Source organism: Bradyrhizobium sp. UFLA06-24, from assembly GCF_054967145.1.
Map to the genome: position 1 here is coordinate 125,860 of NZ_JADFUE010000001.1, position 24,269 is coordinate 150,128.

Genomic DNA, 24,269 nt, shown 5'->3' on the forward strand with positions numbered 1-24,269 from the left:
ATGCATCAGGCGTTATCGCCCGACCGATTCACATAGCCTAATGCGGAAATCACCTGGACAAGCCACAATGGTTCCGGGACCGGGGCTGCGACGGCAATGGATCGCGTCGAAAAAGTATTCGTCGGCACTGCGATCACGGGCTTTCTCATCATGCTCGGGGCGATCATATGGATGATGTTGAGCTAGCGGGCAGAGCGACCGCGGCGTTGCGCATCGCCCTGCCGTTTCTCGCAATCTTCATCTGCATCGCGGTCGCGGCGTGGCTGACCTGGAGCAGGCTGCTCTAGGCAGGCCGGGACCTTCGACCAAGGCAAGCGCGTCACATCTCACGCGGGCCGATCAGTCCGCCGAGCCCGCGGATCATGGCCGCGACGTCGATCGGCTTTTCCCAGCGCAGGACGTCCTGGAATTCAGGCGCGATGCTGACGGGGTCATAGCCCGTCGTGAACACGAACGGCACTTGGCGCGCCCTGAGCTCTTGCGCAATCGGGAACACCATCTCGTTGCGAAGGTTCACGTCGAGCACGGCACCGTCGACGACCGAGCCGTCATGGAGGATGCGCAGCGCGTCGCCGACTTCGCCAACCGGCCCGGCAACATCGGCGCCGACCGATCGCAGCGCGCGGCTGATGTCGTCGGCGAGGAAATATTCATCCTCGACGACCAGAACCCTGCGTCCGGATAATTGCGCGCGCTCACGTGACAGCGTTTCCGGCATCACCATGTTTCCCTCCAGCGCCCGAAAAGCATAGGAACATACGGCGAAGGGCCGCCTTGGTGCAAACGAAGCATGCGATGGCGGGTTCCCAATGAGCAACCGTGATATCATTGTGATCGGTGGCTCCGCCGGCGCCACTGCCCCGTTGAAGCAGATCTTGGCGGCACTTCCGCTCGATTTGCCGGCCGCCATCTTCATCGTCCTGCACATTCCGGCCCAGGGCATCGGCATCCTCTCGACAGTGGCTGCGGCCGCCGGAAGGCTTCCGGTGCATCAGGCGGTGGACGGGATGGCGTTCGAGCGCGGCCACGTTTATCTGGCGGCTCCCGACCACCATCTTTTGCTCTCCGGAAACCACATCCAGCTCGGACGCGGCCCGCGCGAAAACATGGTCCGTCCGGCCATCGATGCCTTGTTCCGGTCGGCTGCGGTGCATCACGGTCCGCGCGTGATCGGAATCGTCCTGAGCGGACTATTGTCCGATGGCGCCGCCGGGCTCCATGCCATCAAGCGCTGCGGCGGAATGGCGCTGGTCCAGGACCCCGCCGACGCGATCTCGCCGGAAATGCCGCAGCGCGCGCTGGAAGCCACCATCGCCGATCTCTGCGTCCCCGCTGCAAGGCTTGGCGACGTGCTGTCCGATCTCGCGCAGGAGGCGCCGGGGACCGCGCTGCCGATTGCTCCCGACATTCGCCTCGAGGTCGAAATTGCAGCCGGCGAAAGGATCGGATCCGAAAGCCTGGCCAAGATCGCCGATCCCGCGGCGCTGACCTGTCCGAGCTGCGGCGGGGTGTTGTCCGCGGTGAAGGGTGGCCATCCCATGCGGTTTCGTTGCCAGGTCGGTCACGCCTATACCGCCGATACGCTCGCCAGGGAGCAGGAGGGGCAGGTCGATGAAGCCCTGCGGGTGGCGTTGCGGATCATCGAGGAGCGCGCCGAGTTGGTGCAGCGCATGGCCGACGACGGGCGGCGCAGCGGGCGGGCCGCGGTCGCGGAAATGTACGACAAACGCGCTGCCGAATATCGCGAATATGCCGACATGATCCGGCGTGTCGTGCTACAATCGTTCGACCCGGCGATCCGCGCGCGAGAGACGTAAACAGGCGCTCCCATGGCCATATCCCTTGCCGAGCGGACCGAACAACTCCACGCCGAGCAGCGCCTTCTTGTGAAGGCGGATGCCGACATCGACGAGGGCTGGCGCCGGATTCGCAACCAGGAAGATCGGGTGCGCGAGCTTCGCGCCGGCGGGCATGACACTCGGCAGGCTGAAAGGCTGGTCGATCTGCTCAAGCAAACCCTGTTGGAATGGGAGCGACACCGTGGCCTGATCGTGCAGCGGGTCAACTACCTCCAGCGCGAGGTCGATTCCGTGCCGCCCGCGAGCCCCTGATCGCCGTTCTTCGGGGGATCCGGTCAGCTTTTTCCGTCCGTCTCATCACCCCATCTCCGGGCGGGAACGCGGAGCTATTTCCGCCATTTAGCTGTTGGGATAGGCTGGTTTTCTGCTATCTGCAGACGGCTGGGTTCCTTGATACCCGACAACGAGAGTAACGGCAATTATGGATGAAGTCGGCAAAGCGCCGGGGGGTGGGGAGCGTCAGGTCAAGGCCCCATTGATCATTGGCGTAGGTGCCTCGGCCGGCGCGATCGACAGCATCGAGCGCTTCTTCGGAAAGCTTGCTCTTGCGGACGACCAGACGCTCGTGCTGGTGCTTCAGCACCGCGAGGCGCTCGCGGACGAGCGGCTCAGGGACCTCATCCAGCGCGCGGAGGGAGCCCGCGTTTCCGAGCCCGGCGACGGGGCGGCGATCGAAGGCGGGACGATCTATCTCAGCCCTGCTGCCATGATCACCACGATCCAGGGTGGTCGTTTTGCGGTGCGTAAGGCGGAGCAGGGGCCCGGCGAGCGGGCGACCATCGACAGCTTCCTGGTCTCGCTGGCGGAAGAGCGGGCCGAGCAATCCATCGGCGTGCTGCTGAGCGGCACCGACGGCGACGGCACGTTGGGCGCGGCCACACTGAAGGACCATGGTGGCCTGGCGATCGCGGAAAAAGTCGGCGACGAGGAGTCCGAGCAACTCGCCGACAGCAGCAAGCCGGCTGCCATCGCCGACTACGTGCTGGTCCCCGAGGATATCCCCGAACATATCCAGGTCTATGCGCGCCATCTGCGGCGCCTGGAGGAGAAGCAGGGCTTCGACGAGGTGCTGGCGGCCGCCGCGACCTCGCTGTCGCGCATCGCCGACATCCTGCGCAACAAGACCGGCAACGATTTCCACGGCTACAAGCAGAACACGTTTTTGCGCCGCGTCCAGCGCCGCATGCAGGTGGTGCAGATCGAGGAGATCGCGTCCTATGTCGACTTCCTCAGGAACGACAAGGACGAGGCCCAGCATCTCTTCAACGATCTCCTGATCGGCGTCACCGAGTTCTTTCGCGACAAGCGCGAATTCGAGGTGCTCGAGAGCCAGATCATTCCCAAGATCTTCGAGAACAAGGGGATGGGGCAGCAGGTTCGCGTCTGGGTGCTCGGCTGCGCCACCGGCGAGGAAGCCTATTCGATCGGCATTCTGCTGCGCGAGCATATGGCAAGAATGGATTCCGCCCCGCAGGTCCAGATTTTCGCAACCGACATCGACGGAAGGGCGCTGGCGGCCGCGCGCGTCGGTCGCTACCGCACCAACATCGAGCAGGACATGACCGCCGAGCGTCTCGCCCGCTGGTTCGTACGTGAGGGCGATACCTATTGCGTGGTCAAGGAGCTCCGGGAGATGTGCATCTTCTCCCAGCACAACGTCATCAAGGATGCGCCGTTTTCGAAGCTCGACCTGGTCTCCTGCCGCAATTTGCTCATCTATCTCAACGCCGAGCTTCAGAACCGCGTCATCCCGCTGTTTCATTTTGCCCTGCTGCCCGAGCGCTACCTCTTCCTCGGCAATTCCGAGAACGTGACGCGGCATCCGAAGCTGTTCGCGCCGGTCGACCGCCGTGCCCGCATCTTCAAGAAGCTGGAGACCGGCACGCGGCTGCCGCCGGAATTTCCGATCTCGACCGCGGCTGGCCGGGTGCCGGTCGAGCTGCCGCCGGTCCGTTCGTTCGGTCCGGACGTCGGATTGGAGCGCCGCGCCCAGCGCATCGCGGAGCGCTATGCGCCCGCCTACGTGATCACGGACGGCAATTTCCAGATCCTGCATTTCTCCGGCCGCACCGGGCGCTATATCGAGCCGACGGCGGGGGCTGCCTCGCTCGACCTGCTCCAGCTCGTGCACCGCGACCTCAGGCTGGAATTGCGCACGGCGCTCAGCCGCGCGGCCGAAACCAGCGAGCCCGCGCATGCCGAGCAGGTCCAGCTCGGCGTCAACGGCCACCGGGTTCTCGTCGACATCACCGTCGAGCCGATCCAGGAGGGTACGGACGGCCATCGCAATTTCGTCGTCCTGTTCAAGGACGGTCCCGCGCGCACCGATGACGAGCGTGAAAGCAATCCGAGCGCGCTGGTTCGCACCGAGCATGTTGAACGCCTCGAGGGCGAATTGCGGGCGACGCGCGAGCGCCTTCAGGCCACCATCGAGGAGCTCGAGAGCACCAACGAGGAGCTGAAGTCCTCCAACGAGGAGTACCAGTCCCTCAACGAAGAGCTGCAATCGGCCAACGAAGAGCTCGAGACTTCGCGCGAGGAATTGCAGTCGGTCAACGAAGAGCTGACCACGGTCAATGGCGAGCTGGCGCACCGCGTCCAGGAGCTGACGCGCGCGACCAGCGACCTGAAGAACTTCCTCGAAAGCACTCAGATCGCGACCGTCTTCCTGGACAACGACCTGCGCGTGATGAACTTCACGCCGGCGATTACCCAGATACTGCATCTGGTAGAGACCGACGCCGGGCGCCCGATCGCGCACATCAAGGCGCGCATCCCGATCGAGGAGCTCTATGATGACGTTCGCCGCGTGTTGCGCACGCTCGCGAGCGCCGAGCGCGAGCTGACCGCGCCCGACAGCGGCACACGCTACATCGTCCGTATCCTGCCGTACCGCAGCATCGACAATTTCATCGCCGGCGTGGTCATCACTTTCGTCGACGTCACCGCGATCACGCGCGCGGAGGAACGGCAGCGGCTGCTGCTGGCCGAGCTTCAGCATCGCGTCCGCAACACGCTCGGCGTTGTCAGGTCGATCGCCCGCCGTTCGGCCGAGACGAGCTCGACGGTCGAGGAATATGCCGCGCATCTCGACGGCCGCCTGAACGCCTTTGCGCGAACCCAGGCGCTGGTGACGCGCGATCCCGAAGGCGGCGTCGATCTCGAATATCTCGTGGTCGAGGAGCTGCTCGCCTACAATGCTCGCGAGGGCGAGCAGATGCGCGTGTCCGGCGCCGTGGTCCGCTTCCAGCCCAAGGCCGCCGAGACCTTTGCCCTCGCGATCCATGAGCTCGCGACCAATGCGCTCAAATACGGCGCGCTCGGACATCCCTCGGGCCGCCTCGAAATCTCCTGGCGCATCGATGAATCGGCCGAACCGCCGCAACTGCTGTTCGACTGGCGCGAGCGGGGCGGGCCGCCTGTGGCGCAGCCGGCGCGGAAGGGTTTTGGTTCGGAGCTTCTGGAGCGGACCCTGGCGTTTGACCTCAAGGGGCACACCACGATGTCCTTCAACTCCTCGGGACTTCACTGCCAGATTGCAATTCCCTTGACCAAGCGAACCTTTCACACACCCTCGATGGACGGCTGATGCGCGCCCCAGGCAACGAAGGAACTTTGGCGCAGGCGGTCATTCGCCGCTTCAACCTGTTGCGGCCTTTATCCGAGGAAGCCGTTGCGGCCCTCGAGCAAGCTATTCTCGAGGGCCTGTTTCGTGCCGGTCCCGGGGAAGATCTGGTTGTCGAAGGCGATCCGGTCGACAGCGTGCGGGTCGTGCTCTCGGGTTGGCTGTTCCGGCACAAGACGCTCGAGGACGGCCGGCGGCAGATCGTCAATTTCATCCTGCCCGGCGAGACCTGCGACGCCTACGCCTATCTCCTGCCCGCCATCGATCACTCGATCACGACGGCGACGCCGGTCGCCTACGCCGAGATCAAACGCTCCCGGTTCGAAAAGCTCATGGCAAGCGATCGCACGCTCGCCGAAGCCTTCCTGTGCGAAACGGCGCTGAACAACGCGATTCAGCGCGAATGGGGCATCAATCTCGGCCGGCGCGCCGCCCTGGAGAAGGTCGCTCACCTGTTCTGCGAAATTTACGAGCGGCTTCGCCCGGTCGGTCTGATCGACGGCAATTCATGCGGTTTTCCGGTGACCCAGATGGATTTGGCCGATGCGACCGGGCTTTCCGTCGTTCATCTCAACCGCACGATCCAGGAGCTGAGGGCAGCCGGGCTGATCACGCTGCGAGACCGGATGCTCACGATCCCGGATCTGGATGCCCTCAAGAGTGCCGCGCTGTTTTCGCCGGGATACCTGCAACTCTACAGCAAGGGCTAAGCCGCCGCAGCTGGCGCTGCTGGCTGAAAATGGCCCCAGCGCTCTGGGGGCTTCCTGAGAGGATCGCGCGCTGGGGCCAAGATGCCCACCGCTGTTTGCGACGGCGGGAATATTCAGTGTCCGCGTTTGCCCGAAGCCCTGCATTAAAGCAGGTGAATCCGCGCAGAGCGCGCCATCAGCACAAAAATCCCCTTCGTTAACCTATGGAAATGCCGGAACCCGTTTGCAGCCCGAAGCTACAAACATTGCCGGCGCGGGTCTCGCTCACCCGGCAAGAACAAGGCTCCGGCGCATGACCTCCCCGCCGGAGCCGGCTCTCTCTCGAACCTAAGTCTCGCAGGGTATCCGATGACGGCCAAACGCAATCGAAGGAAACAGACGCAATCGCTCCAGGAGCGACTGATGGCATTCGCTGACGTCGCCAAGGAGCGCGCTCGCGGAATGCCGCCCGGCAAGGAGCGCGAATCTCTGCTGAGGCGCGCCAAGCAGAACGAGGTGGCTTCCGATTTGACCGATCTGCTGAGCGCACCGGCCTACAGACGCCATGGAGGGGCATGATGCAATCCGTCAAGCACTACCGCGCTTTCCAGATTGATCCCGACGGCCATGTGTTCGGCTGCATCAACCTCGTTTGCGGCGACGACGAGGACGCCAAGCGCCAGGCCGCAGCGCTCGTGCTGGTCCACCGCATCGAACTCTGGCGCCTGGACAAGCGCATCGCGCGGTTCGACCAGCCGTCCGAACTGGGTCCGGCGGCACTCAGCTGAGGACGCGCTGAACTTTGGTTGAATCGATGTGAGCCCAAACGGACACCTCTCCCCGCTGGGGAGAGGTGGACCAAGCCGTAGATTCGGAAAGGTCAAAGTTCAAAAGCGAGCTGCCGCCGCAGCCCACGACTTGCTGCCCGCCGATGGCCGCCTCTAATTCGCCGACAGCGCCGTCTTGGCGACTTCCGCCATCCAGCTTGATGCCACCGGCAGGATCGCGTCGTTGAAATCATAGCGCGGGCCGTGCAGCTCGGCGCCGTCGCGCAGGGGCCCGTTGCCGATCCACACGAACGCGCCGGGGCGGTGCTGGAGATAGAAGGCGAAATCCTCGCCGGCCATGCTGGGCGCGAGGTCGCGCCGCACGGGTGCGCGCACTCTGTCCGCGGCCATGCGCGCGAAGCCGGCTTCGTCGGGCGAGTTGACGACCACGCCGACGCCCATGACGATGTCGGGCGTCACCTTGACGTCGAAGCTCGTGGCGATGCCGGCGCAGATCTCGCCGATCCGATTGAGGATGATGTCCTTCACCTCGTTGCGGTGATGCCGCAGCGTGCCGCGGATCACGACCTTGCCCGCGACTTGATTGGGCGCAGTGCCGCCCTCGATCGTCGACAGCGAAAGCACGGCGGTGTCGAGCGGATCGACGCTGCGCGACACGATGGATTGCATTGCGACGAGCAGATGGCCGGCCGCCATGACGGGATCGCGGGTGAGGTGGGGCATGCCGGCATGTCCGGCATGGCCCTCGATGGTGATCGTGACGCGTCCGCCGGAGGCCATGACGACATCGTCATGGACCGCGATGGTGCCGGCCTCCAGGCCCGGCCAATTGTGGAAGCCGAACACCCGCTCCATCGGGAAGCGCTCGAACAGCCCGGCCGCGACCATCGCGCGCGAGCCGCCGAAACCTTCCTCGGCCGGCTGGAAGATGAAGTCCACCGTGCCGCTCCAGCTGGTGTCCGCGGCAAGCAGCGCGGCGGCACCGAGCAGCGCGGCAGTGTGTCCGTCATGCCCGCATGCGTGCATCACGCCCGATGTCTTCGAGGCATAGGGCAGGCCGGTATCCTCGGTGATCGGCAGCGCATCCATGTCGGCGCGCAGGCCGACGCGCGCTTGTGCCGATCCGCGCGTCAGCGTCGCGACCACGCCGTGGCCGCCGATGCCTGATACGAAGGGAATGCCGAGCTCGGTGAGGCGCTCCTGCACGAAGGCGGCGGTCGCCTTCTCCTGCAGGGACAGCTCGGGATGGGCATGCAGATGCTGGCGCCAGGCGGTCAGTTTCTTGTGCAGCTCAGGGGTCAAGGCGCGGCTCTCTCGGATGGTGATGGCTGGTGGTCACCATAGCGGATTATCGGCGCGGTGCATCAAGCGCTATCGAATGGCCCAGGTGCAGCAACATGAGCCTCCATCATTCCGGGGCGCGGCCCTTGGCGCGAACCCGGAATCCATTGTGCAGCAATCACCGTGGCCGGATGGATTCCGGGCTCGCGACTTCGTCGCGCCCCGGAATGACGGAGGATGATGTCACGCCAGCTTCGCCAACCCCGTCCAATCGAAGCTGATGCCGTGGCCCGGACGGTCCGGCGCGAGCGCCTTGCCGTCCTCGAGCACCAGCGGATGTTCGATGTATGTGTCGAGCCCGAAGCCGTGCGCCTCCAGATAGGAGCGGTTCGGGCAGGCCGCGAGCAGGTGCACGGTGATGTCGTGGGCGCCGTGGCTGGTGACGGGCAGGTTGAAGGCTTCCGCCAGCCGCGCGATCTTCATGAAGGCGCTGACGCCGCCGCAATTGGTGACGTCAGGCTCCGGATACGACACCGCACCCGATGCGATGTAGTTCTTGAACTCCCACAGCGAGCGCAGATTCTCGCCCGCCGCGATCGGCACGCCGCCGGCCTGCATGATGCGCGCGTGGCCGGCGACATCGTCGGGAATGATTGGCTCCTCCAGCCAGGTCAGATCGTACGGCGCGAACGCGCGGGCGCCGCGGATCGCTTCCTCCACCGTCCATTTCATGTTGGCATCCGCCATCAGCGGAAAGCCGTCGCCGAGATGGTTTCGCATCGCCGCGACCCGTGCGACGTCGGATTTCAGATCGGGCCGGCCGACCTTCATCTTGATGGCGCGAAAACCTTTGGCGAGATTGCCGCCGGTCTGCTTCAGCAGCGCCTCGACGGAGAGATCGAGGTCGATGCCGCCGGCATAGCACGGCACGTGCGCATCGAAGCCGCCGAGCAATCGGTAGAGCGGCAATTTGGCGCGCCGCGCCTTGAGGTCCCACAGCGCGATGTCGAGCGCGGACAGCGCCAGCACCGCCGGCCCGCCGCGGCCGCCGTAATGCAGGCCCCACCAGACATGATGCCAGAGCGCCTCGGTATCGTCGGCCTCGCGGCCGTCGACCAGCGGCGGAATCTCGCGCTTGAGGATATCGGCGACGGCGCCGCCATTGCGTCCGACTGTGTAAGTGTAGCCGACACCCTCCGCACCCTCGGTGTCGCGAACGCGGCAGGTGACCAGCTCGAACGCCGACATGTCGCCATGCGTGGAATCGGACAACGTGACGGGGAGGGGGATCCGGTAGAGCGCGGATTCGATGTTCGCGATGTGTGGCATGGGACCTCCCGATTTTTCTTTTTGTAGGGTGGGTTAGCCGAAGGCGTAACCCACCTCCTTGCTGTCCGCGGGAACAGAAGTGGTGGGTTACACCCTGCAGATGCACTTCGCGCATCTGCAGGGCTAACCCACCCCACCAATTCACCGCATCGTCGCGAGTTGCAACGCGAGTGCGCACGCCCGGTCGTATTCGTCGAGATTGATCCACTCGTCGATGGTGTGCGCCTCGTTCTGCCCCGCGCCGAAGGTGACGGTCGGAATGCCATGGCGAACCATCCAGTTGGCATCGAGGCCGCCATTGGCGGCGCGCACGTTCGGCGTGCCGCCGACGGCGGACACTGCCTCGATCGCGCGCTTCACGACCGGCAGGTTCTCCTTCATCCGGAACGGATAATAGTCGGTCTCGGCCTTGAACTTGACCTTGCCGGACTTGCCTTGCGCATTGGTGACTTTCTTCGCCGCCTTCTCGAACGCAGCCTTGTAAGCCTTCGTGATCTCCTTGAAGAATTTCCCGTCATGGCTGCGGCATTCCCCGCGCACATGCACGTAATCGGTGACGACGTTGGTGGCATCGCCCGCCGGGCGGCCCTCGCCGCCGGTGACCGGGCCGACATTGCTGGTGCCCATCCGCGCGCTCGCGCCCTTGCCCTTCACCACCTTGCCGAACCAGCCGCCGGCCTTCACGTCGGCAAGCGCCAGCGCCATGATCATGGTCGAGGAGATGCCGCGCTCCGGCGCGACGCCGGCATGGGAGGCACGGCCGAAAATCTCCACGGTCCAGCGGTCCGCGCCGACAGCGCCGATCACGACGTTGGAGGCCGAACCGCCGTCATAGTTGAAGGCCATCACCGGCGAGCCCAGCTCGTCGAGCTTGACGTGGCGCGCGCCGTAGAGCCCGCTCTCCTCGCGCACGCAGAACAGCAGCGTGATCGGTGGATGGTCGAGCTTCTGCTTTTCGAGCTCGGCCGCCAGCGTCACCAGCACGCCGCAGCCGCATCTGTTGTCGCCGCCGAGGGCGGTCTTGGCCTCGTTGACGATCTTGCGGCCGGATTTCTTCGGCCTGGCGCCGGCGCAGAGCGGCACGGTGTCCATGTGGGTCATGAACATGATGCGCGGCTGGTTGTGCAATGCGCCGCGGCCGGGCAGGTCGACGATGAGGTTGCCGGTCTCGGTCGGCACGGGGATGCGGGTGTTGGCATCGTCGAGCCGGATAGCCTTGGCAGGCACGCCGGCCTGCTTCAGCGCGGCGGTGAGCTCACGCCCGATCGCCGCCTCCTGTCCGGTGACGCCTTCCACGGAGAGGAAGCGCATGAGACGGTCGGTGGCGGCCTTGGTGTCGACGGGCATGATTGATTTCCTTGGATGCGAAGCCGTCATCCTACGAATGCGACGAGGTGTAAGTCAAAAAGATCATCACCCCCCCGAGCAGCGCCGCGGCCATGAACAGCAGCACGGCCGGCAATCCGGCGAACGCCGCCACCGCGCCGGTGAGCGACTGCATCAAGGCAGTGCCGAGGAAGAAGGCGAGGTTCACCGCGGCCAGTGCCTTGCCCGCGACCTGCGCATCGACGAGCTGCCGGCACATGCCGAACAGCAGCGGCTGGGCCGAAGACGCGAGCCCGATCAGCACGAACAGCGTCAGATCATATTGCGGCGGCATGACCGGCACGCCGAACAGCCATGCGACGGCATAATGCGGCGCCCCCAATGCCATCAGCAGAACCAGTAGCGCGGCCACGGCGTGCGCGCCGGCCACGAGCTCTCTTCGGCGGCCGACCCTGCGGTCGATCATGCCCATGCACAGGGGACCTGCGATCATCGCCAGCGTATAGGCGCCGAGCTGGTTGCCGGCCTCGACCCGCGTCAGTCCCTTGACCTGCATCAGCCACGGTCCGCCCCACAGGCCGCGCAGCACCAGCGATGTCGCCAGCGACACCAGCGCCAGCGCGATCAGGCCGCGCAAGGGGCGCGACAGTCCGAGCCTGAGCACCTCGATCATCTGCAACAGCGGCGAAGAATCGTCCTTGTGCTCAGCCGGCTGGTTCGGTACCAGCGCGAACACCGCGAGCGCCACCGCGATGCCGCCTGCTGCGGCGATCCAGAATCCGGCGCGCCAGCCGTAAGCGTCGACCACGAAGGCGAGCGGGCTCGCGGACAACAGCATGCCGATATTGCCGATCGACAGGATCGCGCCGGACCACAGCCCGAAGCGTGCCGCCGACAATTGTTTCGCCGCCAGCGTCATCGGGCACATCAGCATGCCCGAGGTGGCAATTCCGAGCAGCAGCTGCCCGAAGGCAAAGCTTGCGGGCCCGGTCGCGAAGCCCGACGCGATCGCGCCCACCACGGTCCCTGCGAGCAGGCTCAGCGACACCGGCCGCACGCCGAAGCGGTCCATCGCCGCGCCCACGGGAATCTGCGAGGCCGCGAAGGCGAAATGATAGACCGAGGTGAGGCTCGCCAGTACCTGTGGCTCGATACGGAAATCAGCCGCCATCAGATCGAGGCTGAGCGCCGGGATCGTACGCAGCAGGGTCGAGAGCATGTGCCCGCAGGCGAGCGCGACCAGCGCGAAGATCAGCGCGCGGGTGCCATGTCCCGCTTCTTCCCTGGCAACCACACTCATCAGCGTTCCGTCCCAATGGGCTTTTTCGTGCCGTTACACGATGGTGCGGCCCGTGCCAACAGCTGGAGGGAGGCGTTGGCGCAGGGCGGACCAGACCTGGGGGCAGATCACGCCGGCGAGGCTTGCGCGCCGGTCCATGGCGGCCGGCCTCCGGCCATCGGGTCCATTTCAGGTCTCAGGCCGATGAACCGGCCCCGCCGTCAAGACGTTGTTCTCGGCAAAACGTGGTATGACCGGGAGCAGGCGCTCCCGGTCTGCAGTTGCCAGCGGTGATGTCCTTGTCCGAGAGTACCAGCCAGACGACCAATGACGCCGCCCGCTGGGAGCGGAGAAGACGCAATACCTTCTTGCTGGTTCTTGCGGTCGGATTTCTTGTCTTTGGCGCGGCGTCGGGCGCCCTCTATTACGCGTTGCGGCCGGACACGCTCCGCATCGCCGTTGGACCGCCGGGCAGCGACGACGACAAGGTCATCCAGGCGATGGCCGATGCCTTCGCTGCCGAGAGCCGAACCGTCAGGCTGTCGCCGGTCAGGACCGAGGGGGCGGCGCAATCCCTTGCCCTGCTTGGCGCCGGCAAGGCCGACCTCGCCGTCGGCCGCGGCGACCTGGAGATGCCTGCCGAGGCGCAGCAAGTCGCGGTGGTGCGCAAGAACTTCGTCGTGCTGTGGGCGCCTTCCGGACTTGCAACCAAGAACTCGAAGAAAAAGCCGACGCCGAAAATCAAGGAAATTGCAGATCTCGCCGGGCATCATGTCGGCATCATCGGCAAGACGGCGGCGAATGCCGTGTTGCTGCGGGTGATCCTGAGCACCTCCGGGGTGGACGCCGACAAGGTCGCGGTGACGCAGTTCGGCACCGAGCATCTCGAGGAATTGGCGCGCGATCCTCACCTCGATGCCTTCATGGCGGTCGGGCCGCTCGACAGCAAGATCACATCGGACGCCATTGCTGCGACCGCGCACCTGCGCGGCGAGCCGAAGTTTCTCGCGGTCGAGACCTCGGAAGCGATCGCCTTGAAGCATCCCCGCTACGAATCCGAGGAGATTCCGCCCAGCGTCTTCAATGCGGATCCGGCCTGGCCGGATGACAAGGTCGAGACCGTCAGCGTCAGCCACCTCATCGTGGCGAGAAAGACTCTCTCGGAGACGACGGTGGCCGCTTTCTTTCGCGAGCTCTTTGCCGTTCGCCAGGCGATCGCGAGGCAGGTTCCCGGCGCCGCTCACATCACCAAGCCGGACCTCGAGAAGGACACCGAGCTGCCGGTCCATCGCGGAGCTGCGGCCGTGATCGACGGCAACGAGCGCACCTTTCTCGACCGTTACGGCGATTACTTCTGGTTCGGGCTGCTGCTTCTCTCCGGCATCGGCTCGGCCGCTGCCTGGCTGCGCCGCTATCTGAACCGCGACGAAAGGGAGGAAAACACCAGCCATCGCAGGAGAATCCTCGCCATGGTGTCCAGCGCGCGGACCGCGGAGTCCAACCAGGAGCTTCTGACCCTCCAGCGCGAGGCCGACGGGATCATCCGCGAGACGCTGGCATGCTACGACGACGGCTCGCTCGAGGAAGAGGAACTCGCGGCGTTCGGCCTGGTGCTCGAGCTGTTGAGCAACGCCATCGCCGAGAGGCGCGCCACGTTGCAACGTGGCAATGTCGAGGCCGTGCGAGGGCCGGCGACGACGATGGCGCGAGGATCGGGCGGCACGTAGCGCGGGAAGATGGGCGGAAGGCGATGTTCACTCCTCAAGGAAATCGCCCCACTCCTCCCTTAGGACCGCGCGATAGCTTCCGGGAGGCGGAGCTTGCTCCGGGACGTCGCCCTTCGAGGGCGCGTTTCGGTCCAAGAACATCCCGGTCGAGGGCATGCACGCCTTCATCGCGTAGCTCGCAGCGTCCTCGGAGGTCCGAACCCCCGCCGCTTTCGCATCAGGTGCGTGCAACCGAACACAAGCTCGAAAGCGTGAAACGGATGGCTGCTCTCCACGATGCGTCTGAGCGGAGATTTGAGGCGCCAGCAACAGCAGCGAGATCGCAATGGCTACTCTCAATGACGTTCCCCTCCACGCTGAAACGATGGCGCTGGTAGCAGGCTTCCCAACAATCCGAAAGTGCGGTCATATGCCGTCCGCGGACACTTGGCGGATGGCGCGAGAGGTCTCGGCTTGCGGGAGGAGAATGCGCGTGAAAGAACTCGCTGGAAAGACCGCGTTCGTCACCGGTGCAGCGTCAGGCATCGGATTGGGAATCGCGACCGCTTTCGCCCAGGCGGGCGCGAAAGTCATGCTGTGCGACATCGAGGAAGCGGCTCTGTCCGCCGCCCTCAGGCAGTTGAGGCTCACCAACGTGGACGTCGAGGGCGTGAAAGCCGACGTCTCACTCAAGGCCGAGCTCGTGGCGGCCGCCGAAGCCACGACGGCTCGCTACGGCAAGGTGCATATCCTCGTCAACAATGCGGGCGTCGGCGGCGGCGGCCCCTACGGCACCTGGACCGATGCGTCTTGGAATTGGACCCTGGGCGTCAACCTGATGGCGACCATCTGGGGAATCGAGATTTTCGGCCCCCTGATCGAGCAGCATGGCGAGGGCGGACACATCGTCTCCACAGCCTCGATCGCCGGCCTCATTTCAGGGGGGAGCACCTCATACAACGTTTCGAAATATGGCGTTGTCGCGCTGTCCGAGGGACTGCGGCAGGAACTCGCGCCCCGCGGGATCGGCGTATCGGTGCTGTGTCCCGGGTTCATCCGCACGCAGATCATGAACTCGAGCCGCAACCTCCCCAAGCGCTTCGAGGGGGCAGTCCGGGCCCCGCCGGCCTCGGGCCCGATTGCCGAGCGGATCAATCAGATCCGCGAGCGCGTCTCTCAGGGCATCGATCCCCTCTATGTCGGTGAACTCGTCCGCGAAGGCGTCGAAAACGATTGGCCCTATATCTTCACCGATCTCGAATTCGAGCCGATCATCGAGGCGCGCTTTGCCGCGATCAAGCAAGGCTTCGATCACATCCGCGGGCGCGAGCCGAAGCGTTGAGCGCTCAGCGTTCCACCAGGCCCGTTACCCCCTCGTGCCATTCCCTAATAGCCGGTTAACAAGACCAGCTTCGCAGCGGCGGCCGCCTCAACCTTTCAACAACAATTCTATTCTAGGTTGGTGTTGAAGGAATCCGCCAGCCACGCGAGTTCTCGATGTTGTCGTTCGCTCCGCTATTGTTCTTCATCAGAACAGCGCTTGGTCGATTTCGCTGCAGCCGCCGCGGATCAGCGGCCGTCGAATTCGCGTTGATCGCGCCCGTCTTCATCGCGCTGTTGTTTGCAATCATCGAGACGTCACTGATGTTCCTGGCATCGGATTACCTCGAGTCGATCAATGACAACGCGGCGCGGTTAATTCGAACAGGACAGGCACAGTCGACTTACCCGAATGTTGGCGCTTACCTCACACAAGTCATCTGCAATCCAGCGCCGGCGCTATTTACCTGTAACCCCAGCAACGGCACCTCAAACGGCATATCCGTCGATGTTAAGAGCTATTCGTCCTTTCAGACGATGTCCGTCAGCAGTCAAATCGTTGGCGGCAACTTCGACACGAGCACTCTCAGCTACAACCTCGGAGGCTCTTGCGATGTCGTGGTCGCCCGGCTGTTCTATAAATGGCCATTGTTCGTGACCCGGCTCGGTCTCAACCTTGCCAACTTGAATGGAAATCAGCGACTTTTGACGGCGACGGCCGTCTTCCGCAATGAGCCCTACGGCGGAGCCTGCGGGACATGACCTATCTCGTGAAATCAAAAAGAAGTGCCCTGCGGTCTTTCTGCTGGATTGCACGCCTGTCAAAGGATCGCCGCGGCGTGGCAGCTGTCGAATTCGCTTTCATTGCTCCGATTATGCTTGCGCTGTTTTTCGGCACGGTCGAGCTGACCAGCGCCATCGAGATCAAGCGCAAGGTTACGTCGATAGCCCGGACAGTTTCGGATTTGACGTCCCAAGCCGGTGTGGTCACCGACGCGGACCTCGCGAACTTTTTCGCGGCAAGCAGTGGGATCGTGATGCCGTACGACACGACGCCGATCAGCATAACGGTGAGCTTGTTGTACGTGGACCCCTCCAGCGGGCAGGTGCGCGTTGAATGGAGCAAGGGATACAACACGGCGGCAATACCGACCGGTACGCCTGTCCCAATTCCAAGCGGCTTGATTTCCCGCGGTTCGAACAACCAGGTCCTGGCCAATCAGTATCTGATCTACAGTCACGTCAGCTATCTCTACACCAACGCTACCCTGGTCGTGCTGAGATCGGGCGTTAGCTTGACGGATGATTCCTACACCAGGCCGCGCCAGAAATCCTGTGTTTTCTATCCGTCGATCCCTCAGACGAACATCTGTCCCACAGCGTGAGGTCCGCGTTGCGAGGATGTGAACGCGGCAGGAAGAGAGGCGAGGCACTCATGCTCTCGAATTCAAGCCTGATGAAGCGCTTCCGTAAGGATCGGCGCGGTAATGTAGCCGTCATTTTCGGGATCATGATTATCCCTGTGCTGAGCTTTGCGGGCGCCGCGATCGACTATGCGCGCGCGAGCCGCGCAAAAGCCACCATGCAGTCAGTTCTGGACTCCGTATCGCTGATGGTCGCTAAAGATCTATCGAGCGGACTCATCACGACCGCACAGATCAATTCAAAGGCTCAGACCTACTTCACTGCGCTCTATACCGATACGGAGGCCCAGTCGGTCAGCATCAGTGCGGTATATACTCAGTCCAGCGGCAGCAACGGCTCGACTGTCCAGGTCAGCGGCTCTGCCAAAATCCAGACCGCTTTCATGCAGATCGTCGGGTTTCCGTCGTTGGGCTTTAATGCAAACTCGACATCGACGTGGGGCGCCAATCTGCTGCGCGTAGCGCTCGTTCTCGATAATACCGGCTCGATGTCGCAGAGCGGCAAAATGGCGGCACTCAAGCCGGCAGCGCAGCAACTCGTGAGCCAACTTTCGGCGCTCGCCCAAAACCAGGGCGATGTCTACATCTCCGTTGTACCGTTCGAGGTCAACGTCAACGTCGGGACTGCAAATACGAGCGCAACTTGGCTGCGGTGGGATCAGTGGGATCCGAGTAACAAGGATTCCTGGGGTCGTTCCTATTGCAGTCAGAGCACCTACTCCTGGTTTGCCAGAGCCGAATGTGTGGGCCACGGCTATAGTTGGAGCGACGGCAGCCCTTCGACGAATAAATCGTCCTGGAACGGCTGCGTTGCAGATCGCGACCAGAGCTATGACGTGAGCGCCACCGCACCGTCATCACTGCCGACTTCGTTTCCGGCCAATCAAGAGGGCAACTGCCCGGCAGCCGCCATCCTGCCGCTCACTTATAATTGGACCACCGTCAACAATACGATCAACGCCATGTCGCCGAACGGAGCCACAAACCAGACTATCGGTCTGTTATGGGGGTGGCTCTCGTTGCTGCAGCAGAGCCCTCTCAACGCACCCGCCGAATCGTCGAACAACCAGTACCAGCACATCATCATCCTTTTTACGGACGGCTTGAATACGGCCGACCGCTGGTATGGCGATGGCAGTAGCATCTCCACACAGGTCGACAATCGCATGACCACGCTGTGCAGCGCCATCAAGGCGAGCGGCGTCGTCATCTACACGGTCCAGATAGACACTGACGGCGCTGGACAATCGGCCGTTTTGCCGGCCTGTGCCAGCGGCCCGGGTAATTTCTTCATGCTCACTCAAGCAAGTCAAATCAGCTCGGCGTTTGCCGCGATCGGCACATCAATCTCTCAGCTCCGTGTCTCCAAATAGGTGCATCCGGATTGCCGAGCGTTCCATTGCTCGGGGAAACAGCCTCGTATCGCGTCGCTTGCACCCGGCAGGGGTGCGCGTAAGTTCGTGAGTTGCGCATTCCGACGAGCTCGGCCGTGGAGTCCGGGCGAAGCCGGCCGCCGGTACCGATTGAAGCCGGCTAGGGATTCCGATGATCCCGGCCGCTTGCTGAGGCGGGCTGGGGAGCGGCATCCGGAGACCTTTAGCCGAGATGCCTCTCCCAAGGGCGTTGGTGGACTCCGGGACGGGTCAAACGCGGTGGTTGCGCCCGGCTGAAAACGTCCGGTCTGTCCCTGCAAGCGGACGTCGTGGCGCTACGCCTCGGCGGCGCTGACGGGCCTAACTGCAAAGAGCTCAGGTCGAACATATTTGGTCCGCTCTCCCGCGATGAGCGGACCTCCGACGGACGTGGCGCAATTTCGCATACGAGCCGCCGGAAGCAGACGTGAACCCGATTACAGCGAGGTCAACGACCTGCGTGCCATCGAAAACAGGCCGATAGACCAGCAGACCGGGCATCCTCGAAAGGCGATCAATGATATCAGCCCCAGAGTCACGGAGCCAAGCACTGCCGTCCAGCCTGCGTCTGTCCCGACCCAAACCGCCGTCCAGAGAGCTGCAATTCCGACGAGACCTCGGATAAGGTGCTCGGTGAGTGAACTGCTGACGAACATTCCGACTCCTCAGCGCACCATATATTCACGCACGAGCGCTCGACCGCGATGCAGTCGCGCCTTCACGGTTTCTCGGGTCAGCTGCAGCGATTGTGCTATTTCGCTGATCGTCATTTCGTCCACATCCCGCAACATCAGCACCTGCCGGTAGTGGCTCGGCAGCGACTGGATCGCGGCAGCTATATCGATGCGGAGTTCTGATTCGGGCCTCTTCGAAAGCTGCAGGTCATTTTCCAGGGAAGAGACGTCATCGGGAACGCCTATATGCTGCTTGGCCAACCTCAGGCAGGTTCGATGAACGATCTGAAAAAGCCAGAGGGAAAAGGCTCCGGCACGTTGGAGACGACCGATGCGACGGTACACGATCCATAAGGTTTCCTGAACCGCGTCTTCCACATCGCTCGTCGTGCGGCAGGTTCTTCGCGCGTAGCGGCGTATGTCGGGCTGCGACGTTTTGAGCAGCGTCAGGATGGCGTCGGCGTCCCCGCCGATGGCCGCTTCCGTCGTGCCCGGCGATAAAAAGGATCTGCTCATGGCTCGGCGCGCAGCTTTCGACCTGCGACCGCGCATGCCGGGCAGTATCCGAAAACGCCTGTCAGCGCGGTCATGACCCCGACACCGGCGATCAGATATCCAACGGGCAACCCTTTAAGACCTAGTAGTCCACACGCGATCATGATTGCCCCAGCCAGGAGCCGGACCCAACTTTCCCAGCCAGCCACGTTCTTCTTGTACAGCATATTAACCTCCTGCCTTTGTAGCGTCGTTTCTGACGCCCTCAAGACTTAGAGGCTTGGAAAATGAGAAACGGTTCGCGGCTCCGAAAAAATAGTCCAAGCCCGGCTGGGGCAAAAGCCGGCGGTCGGCGGGCTGCGTGAAGAGGTCGGCTCCGGATCAAACTGCGAAGAGCTCCGGTTGAGCAAATTGGGTCCGTCCTGCCGCGACGAGCGGAGCTCCGTCAGATCAGGCGCAACTTCCCAGACGGGCGAGAAGCGGACCTCCATCGATCGAGAACGTGTTATGCTTCGGAGCACGTTCGAAAGACATACTCGCCTTTCGCAGGGTGATTTATGAACGAAGTTCCTTCGTCAAAGCTCATTATTCATTCCGTTCATGGCACTTGGCCCTATGGCCTTTGGCGTCAGATGTTTGGAAAGACCTTTCGAGTCAAGACAAGGAGACGCCGTGGTTTGAAGACCACTCATCTTTTCAGATCGAATTGGCTACTCTGACGGGCCGACGCTTCGAGTGGGTGCCGTACCGATGGAACGGCAAAAATTCGTTCGAAGCGAGACACGGTGCAGCCAAAGCGCTTGCGCAACACTTGACCGGCTGGTTCGACAAAGAGCCTGAGGCCGAACACGTCGTTATCGCTCACAGCCACGGAGGGTCTGTGTCGATTGAAGCGGCTTGCATATTGGATGACCAAAATCGAAATCTTCTCTCGAAAATCATCACTCTTGCAACTCCCTTTGCAGAAATCAGACCCAGCGATCGAGACATCCGGAACTCGCGGCGCGCTATATGGCCCTGAGGTTCGGGTGGGCGCCTTTAACGCTCTTTGCCTGCCTGGTGTATGTTTTCGAGTTTCGTGATCCTCTTGCTGATCCCGCGCTCTTGTGGATGGTGTTTCCAGTGTATGTGACGGCGATGATCGCAGTGGTCACACCGACGTTCTTCGTTCTTTGGAAGATTGGACTGATCAAAGTGAGGGCTGCGGAGATTCACAAAGGGTTTCGACCAGAGTTGCAGGATTGGTCACTTTATGCAGTTCGTGGCCCCAGCGATGAAGCGAACATCGCAATTAGCACTTCGCAGTTCGTTGACTTGGTGTCGGATCTGCTGTTCACGCGCTGCATGCTTATCCCGTTCGACTGGCTTCGAGCCCGTCTAAACCGTGAGACTTGGATCGGGCGGTTGCAACTTTCGCTTGGATTGGGCTTAGTGCTATTCATTGTTACGTCGTTAATGGACGGAAGCTACAATCCGCAAACCGTGTGGCTCCTTATCGAGACGGACCCAGTTGCATTGGCACGGCACGTTGCAGCGGGGATTTTTAGCTCCGTGATCGAAGTGCCGTTGCTGGTTGCCCTGTTGATTGGCGCTGCATATGCGGCGCTTGCGTTGGTCGGTCCGCTGGTTCTTATCCCCGCGAATATTGTGTTAGCCCTCGCTCTTGGACGGGACGTTCTGCGGCACCAAGGCCTGATGCACATCGAATGCGAACCGATTCCCAGTGGCATTACGGGCATCGTCTCGACCGTCAAAGTGTCGGAAGATGAGCGTAACCAATTAGGCCTCATCCACTTTATCCACGCCACACGCGCAGCGAGGTTGCGCGTAGCGCAGATCCTGAGAGAGTGCGGCCCGCCGTGATGACCCGCTGCTTCTTGTCACGCAGAGCGTTTATCAGCAATTGGTCCGCTGGCCGCGGACTTCAGCTTTGGGCCGAACTGCAATGAGCTCCGGTTGAGCAAATCTCGTCTGCCCTAGGGCAATAAGCGGACCTCCGAGCGATGCGGCGCAACTTCGCAGTCGGGCCAGAAGCGGACAAGCTCTGAGTCACTAAAGACAAGGCAGGACCATCACCCATAGAGGCATGGAGCAAAACAGGCTCCACATCGCGATGACGAACCCGAACAACGCGTTTACCGGAAAAACGTAAGCGGCGGGCTTGCTCTCATAATCCCATCCTTTCGACGCAAGAAAGCGCTTGTAACGATCCTCACCGCTACCGCAAATGGTTCGGACGAAGCCTTTCCATCGCAAGACGATGAAGCAAAGCCAAGCCGTGGGAAAACCTGTGAAGTAGCCCACGACGACCCACAACGACGTGGCCCCGCCCTTCTTGTCGTGAATGGTCCAGGCTGGACATTGGCTACTAGGATGGACGAGGGCGAGAATGCAAATAGCGAGCGCCAACCACACTAAGCAGACGACTGCTCCCCACTTGGCAATCCTGCGGCAAAAGTCGGGATCGAAATCAAGAAGACGCTGGCTATCGTTCATAGAATGCATTTTCTCGACGACCCACCGGCCGAGTCAACGAACTTATCCATTGCAACAGCAGGTTGTTGGGGAGCAATGACCGCTTTGGGTCAACTGCGACTTCGACCGCGCCTCACGGCCGGTCCGGCCCACGTCGGAAAGCGGGCTGCGGCGGTTCGCAAGAGGGTCAGCAGCGGGCCAATTCCGGACAAAGGGCTCGGACTTTCGCAAAACATGCAGTCACGTTGACCTTTATTCGCGTGCACCATCCGATGAACCTTTGCAAGTTTTTCCCGACCCATAGTGAACAACTTCACATAGGGCATCCGGGGCCGGGGCTAGGCTGAGGTTGGAATTCGCGTTGGGAATACCTCCGATTCAAAAGGTGAGTCCCATGAAAAATCTCTTCTTAATGGTAACCGCCATTGCCGCCATCGGTGTAACCAATCACGCCGACGCGTGCGCATTACACCTTCCAACTTTTGAACTTGCGGGCTTGCCGATCTCCCAGCATCAAGTAGCCGTGCTAGGCTCGGCCCAGGTGGAGGAGAGCACAGTTAGGCCGACGCTAATGTTGGACGGTATGCCGGCCTCTCCCCATCAGATCGCGGTTCTGACGCCACGTGCGAGAACACTGAAAGTTGCTGAGGCGTCACTGGATCTCAGTCAACTCTCCGTTGTCTGACAAGGACTGGCTCGCAGAGAAGCGCTGGGCAGGCATTGCGTGTCTCTGAGTAATCTTCACGGCGTGAAACAGAAAATCCTGCTGGCGAAACGCTTTTCCGATTGTCAGGAAGTAGGACCAATTCACTTTTGATGAAAACTTTCGGAATTCATGCCTGATCAAATTCCAAGGAGCTTTTCCATGGATTATTTTAGCGAAGATTCCGCACACATCACCAACGGCTTTTCACCAAACGAGCCTGCTGCAAGCACTCGCGAAGACAGGATGACTCACAAGCGCTGGACTAAAGTCGTGCTGGGCTTCTACACCTGCTTGTTCTTGGCTGGCGGAACCGCGATTGGTGTCCACCAGCGCATGACCACGTCAAGCGGCATAGAACAGCACGCCACCTTGCGCACCGACATTCGATCGAATCACTAACGTCTGCCGCATTTCATAAGTGAGGAGCCACTCGCCGTCATCTCGGCGCGCCTTATGGTGCGCCAAAACTCGAAGGAGTCCGGTCATGGCAACCACCGAATATACTCACACCGCGTCGTCAGCGCAGGCGACACGAGACTACGACGGATGGATCACTGCTGGTTATAGCATTTTGGGAGCAATCGCTCTCATTGCGCTCTACTTTGCGTTGGGCGGTCCTGGAAACGGCGAGGCTGCCCTTCCGATGATGGTGGCTATGCCTTGATATGAGTCGCTCGATGCGGGGGCTTCTCATTGTTTTTGTAGCTTTCTCGCTTATGTTGGCCGGACGAGGCCAGCATCAAACAAATTTTTGGTACCGCCCGACCGCATCTATGCCACCAGTCAACGTGCCCTAGCTGGGTCGGATTGCAGGCTGCGCTGCCTGCGCGACCGTAGTTTCATGTCTCTGATCCTGGGCGCCCGACGCGAAGGTCCGCTCACGGTCAAACTGCAAAGAGCCCGGTTGGGCAAATCTGGTCCGCTCTGCGCAATGAGCGGACTTCCCTCAGATCAAGCGCAGCCTAGCCGATGGACTGGCATCGTCACTTGCTCGCGCCGTCAATACGGTGCTACGTTTCCGCACGGCGCCGATTTGACACTCAGCTTGCGGGCGCTTCTCAAAATGCAGCTAAAGCGAACGGCCAGTCCTGCATCCTCCCGCAACACGAGCATCGTCGGTCGTCCCTGAAGGCGGAGGGCGAGATGAAATTTGCTGCGATCGCGGACATCCATGGCAACTGCCCGGCGCTTGAAGCCGTGCTCGCCGATATCGCTGAGCTCGGCATCCGCGCGATCGTCAACCTCGGTGATCACGTCAGCGGCCCGCTCGAGGCTGCCAGGACGGCGGACCTGCTGATGGCGCGGGGCTTTCCATCGGTGCAGGGTGACCAGGACCGCATTCTCGTCGAGCTCTGGCGGGGAGGGACGTCGGCGCGGAGCGATTTCCGGCAGCTGGAGCGCAGGCATTTCGACTGGATGGCCGGCATGCCGCCGACGCTCGTCTATCGCGAAAGCGTGTTTCTCTGCCATGCGTCGCCCGAAGACGATGCGGCCTTCTGGCTCGATCAGGTCGCTGCCGACGGCAGCGTCCGCGCGAGCCCCATCGATCTGATCGAGGCCGGCGCTGAAGGTATCGACGCAGAGCTCATTCTCTGCGGACACACGCATATCCCGCGTGTGGTCCGCCTCAGGGATGGGCGAATGATCGTCAATCCCGGCAGCGTCGGGCTGCCGGGCTACGATGGACGCACGCCGGTTCCTTATGTGGTCGAGGTCGGCACACCGCACGCCTGCTACGCAATTCTGGAGCGGACCCGCGCCGGCTGGTCCGCGACGCTTCGCTACGTGCTCTACGACGGCACGGCCATGGCTGCGCTCGCGCGCGACAAGGGCATGGCGAGCTGGGCCAGCGCGATCGCTAGCGGTTGGATCGAACGGTGA

General features: G+C 62.4%; 24 protein-coding genes. 16 read left to right on the plus strand and 8 right to left on the minus strand.

Translation table 11 applies throughout. The annotated features are described in order from the left end of the window. Positions 1 to 319: 319 nt before the first annotated feature. Positions 320 to 724 carry a response regulator gene (locus IF809_RS00565; protein ID WP_462836540.1) on the minus strand — a complete coding sequence of 135 codons (405 nt, stop codon included), beginning with the start codon at positions 722 to 724 and terminating at the stop codon, positions 320 to 322. Between the two features lie 85 nt (positions 725 to 809). On the opposite strand from IF809_RS00565, the gene IF809_RS00570 reads away from it, so the two are divergent. From IF809_RS00570 to IF809_RS00595, 6 genes are all read left to right on the plus strand, one after another. After that, positions 810 to 1,817 (plus strand): chemotaxis protein CheB, encoded by a 1,008-nt coding sequence (locus IF809_RS00570; protein ID WP_462836541.1) that lies wholly within the window; start codon positions 810 to 812, stop codon positions 1,815 to 1,817. A 12-nt stretch (positions 1,818 to 1,829) separates the two neighbouring features. Continuing rightward, complete coding sequence (locus IF809_RS00575; protein WP_462836542.1) at positions 1,830 to 2,111, plus strand: hypothetical protein; 282 nt, start codon at positions 1,830 to 1,832, stop codon at positions 2,109 to 2,111. 169 nt (positions 2,112 to 2,280) lie between these two features. After that, entirely contained in the window at positions 2,281 to 5,448 is a 3,168-nt protein-coding gene (locus tag IF809_RS00580) for a CheR family methyltransferase (protein ID WP_462836543.1), read from the plus strand. Beyond that, positions 5,448 to 6,194 carry a Crp/Fnr family transcriptional regulator gene (locus IF809_RS00585; protein WP_462836544.1) on the plus strand — a complete coding sequence of 249 codons (747 nt, stop codon included), beginning with the start codon at positions 5,448 to 5,450 and terminating at the stop codon, positions 6,192 to 6,194. The genes IF809_RS00580 and IF809_RS00585 overlap by 1 nt, the downstream gene beginning before the upstream one ends. A gap of 402 nt (positions 6,195 to 6,596) precedes the next feature. Continuing rightward, complete coding sequence (locus IF809_RS00590) at positions 6,597 to 6,752, plus strand: hypothetical protein (protein WP_308421642.1); 156 nt, start codon at positions 6,597 to 6,599, stop codon at positions 6,750 to 6,752. Next, on the plus strand, positions 6,749 to 6,961 hold the full coding sequence (locus IF809_RS00595; protein WP_462836545.1) for a hypothetical protein: 213 nt from the start codon (positions 6,749 to 6,751) through the stop codon (positions 6,959 to 6,961). Before IF809_RS00590 ends, IF809_RS00595 begins: the two co-directional genes overlap by 4 nt. A 153-nt stretch (positions 6,962 to 7,114) precedes the next feature. Here IF809_RS00595 and IF809_RS00600 read toward each other — a convergent pair whose 3' ends face one another. The 4 genes from IF809_RS00600 to IF809_RS00615 form a co-directional block, all read right to left on the minus strand. Then, positions 7,115 to 8,263, minus strand: a complete 1,149-nt coding sequence (locus IF809_RS00600; protein ID WP_462836546.1) for an amidohydrolase — start codon at positions 8,261 to 8,263, stop codon at positions 7,115 to 7,117. A 222-nt stretch (positions 8,264 to 8,485) separates the two neighbouring features. Further along, entirely contained in the window at positions 8,486 to 9,571 is a 1,086-nt protein-coding gene (locus IF809_RS00605) for a mandelate racemase/muconate lactonizing enzyme family protein (RefSeq protein ID WP_462836547.1), read from the minus strand. A gap of 141 nt (positions 9,572 to 9,712) precedes the next feature. After that, positions 9,713 to 10,918, minus strand: coding sequence for a M20/M25/M40 family metallo-hydrolase (locus tag IF809_RS00610; RefSeq protein ID WP_128967639.1), 1,206 nt, complete (start codon positions 10,916 to 10,918; stop codon positions 9,713 to 9,715). A 31-nt stretch (positions 10,919 to 10,949) separates the two neighbouring features. Further along, the gene (locus IF809_RS00615) at positions 10,950 to 12,197 is read right to left on the minus strand and encodes an MFS transporter (protein WP_462836548.1); all 1,248 of its coding nucleotides are present in this window, start codon (positions 12,195 to 12,197) and stop codon (positions 10,950 to 10,952) included. Between the two features lie 272 nt (positions 12,198 to 12,469). Between IF809_RS00615 and IF809_RS00620 the strand changes: the two genes are divergently transcribed. The 5 genes from IF809_RS00620 (at position 12,470) to IF809_RS00640 (ending at position 17,999) form a co-directional block, all read left to right on the plus strand. Next, entirely contained in the window at positions 12,470 to 13,903 is a 1,434-nt protein-coding gene (locus tag IF809_RS00620; protein ID WP_462836722.1) for a TAXI family TRAP transporter solute-binding subunit, read from the plus strand. A 466-nt stretch (positions 13,904 to 14,369) separates the two neighbouring features. Then, positions 14,370 to 15,224: an SDR family NAD(P)-dependent oxidoreductase gene (locus tag IF809_RS00625; protein ID WP_462836549.1), complete on the plus strand. Its 855-nt coding sequence runs from the start codon at positions 14,370 to 14,372 to the stop codon at positions 15,222 to 15,224. Positions 15,225 to 15,379: 155 nt separating this feature from the next. Further along, a complete protein-coding gene (locus IF809_RS00630; protein ID WP_462836550.1) occupies positions 15,380 to 15,964 on the plus strand; it encodes a TadE/TadG family type IV pilus assembly protein in 585 nt (194 codons plus the stop codon). After that, entirely contained in the window at positions 15,961 to 16,587 is a 627-nt protein-coding gene (locus IF809_RS00635; protein ID WP_462836551.1) for a TadE/TadG family type IV pilus assembly protein, read from the plus strand. The genes IF809_RS00630 and IF809_RS00635 overlap by 4 nt, the downstream gene beginning before the upstream one ends. A 50-nt stretch (positions 16,588 to 16,637) precedes the next feature. Next, the gene (locus IF809_RS00640) at positions 16,638 to 17,999 is read left to right on the plus strand and encodes a TadE/TadG family type IV pilus assembly protein (RefSeq protein ID WP_462836552.1); all 1,362 of its coding nucleotides are present in this window, start codon (positions 16,638 to 16,640) and stop codon (positions 17,997 to 17,999) included. A gap of 704 nt (positions 18,000 to 18,703) precedes the next feature. Here IF809_RS00640 and IF809_RS00645 read toward each other — a convergent pair. Then, entirely contained in the window at positions 18,704 to 19,228 is a 525-nt protein-coding gene (locus IF809_RS00645) for an RNA polymerase sigma factor (RefSeq protein WP_462836553.1), read from the minus strand. Next, positions 19,225 to 19,434 (minus strand): YgaP family membrane protein, encoded by a 210-nt coding sequence (locus tag IF809_RS00650; protein WP_128967633.1) that lies wholly within the window; start codon positions 19,432 to 19,434, stop codon positions 19,225 to 19,227. The genes IF809_RS00645 and IF809_RS00650 overlap by 4 nt, the downstream gene beginning before the upstream one ends. Before the next feature lie 784 nt (positions 19,435 to 20,218). Between IF809_RS00650 and IF809_RS00655 the strand changes: the two genes are divergently transcribed. Beyond that, the gene (locus IF809_RS00655) at positions 20,219 to 21,070 is read left to right on the plus strand and encodes a hypothetical protein (RefSeq protein ID WP_462836554.1); all 852 of its coding nucleotides are present in this window, start codon (positions 20,219 to 20,221) and stop codon (positions 21,068 to 21,070) included. A 189-nt stretch (positions 21,071 to 21,259) separates the two neighbouring features. On the opposite strand, the gene IF809_RS00660 is transcribed toward IF809_RS00655, so the two are convergent. After that, positions 21,260 to 21,703, minus strand: coding sequence for a hypothetical protein (locus IF809_RS00660; RefSeq protein ID WP_462836555.1), 444 nt, complete (start codon positions 21,701 to 21,703; stop codon positions 21,260 to 21,262). Between the two features lie 373 nt (positions 21,704 to 22,076). On the opposite strand from IF809_RS00660, the gene IF809_RS00665 reads away from it, so the two are divergent. The 4 genes from IF809_RS00665 (at position 22,077) to IF809_RS00680 (ending at position 24,269) form a co-directional block, all read left to right on the plus strand. Next, positions 22,077 to 22,367, plus strand: a complete 291-nt coding sequence (locus IF809_RS00665) for a hypothetical protein (protein ID WP_453992305.1) — start codon at positions 22,077 to 22,079, stop codon at positions 22,365 to 22,367. A gap of 180 nt (positions 22,368 to 22,547) precedes the next feature. After that, positions 22,548 to 22,787 carry a hypothetical protein gene (locus tag IF809_RS00670; protein ID WP_128967630.1) on the plus strand — a complete coding sequence of 80 codons (240 nt, stop codon included), beginning with the start codon at positions 22,548 to 22,550 and terminating at the stop codon, positions 22,785 to 22,787. An 85-nt stretch (positions 22,788 to 22,872) separates the two neighbouring features. Beyond that, a complete protein-coding gene (locus tag IF809_RS00675) occupies positions 22,873 to 23,052 on the plus strand; it encodes a hypothetical protein (protein WP_128967629.1) in 180 nt (59 codons plus the stop codon). A 479-nt stretch (positions 23,053 to 23,531) separates the two neighbouring features. After that, positions 23,532 to 24,269, plus strand: coding sequence for a metallophosphoesterase family protein (locus tag IF809_RS00680; RefSeq protein ID WP_462836556.1), 738 nt, complete (start codon positions 23,532 to 23,534; stop codon positions 24,267 to 24,269).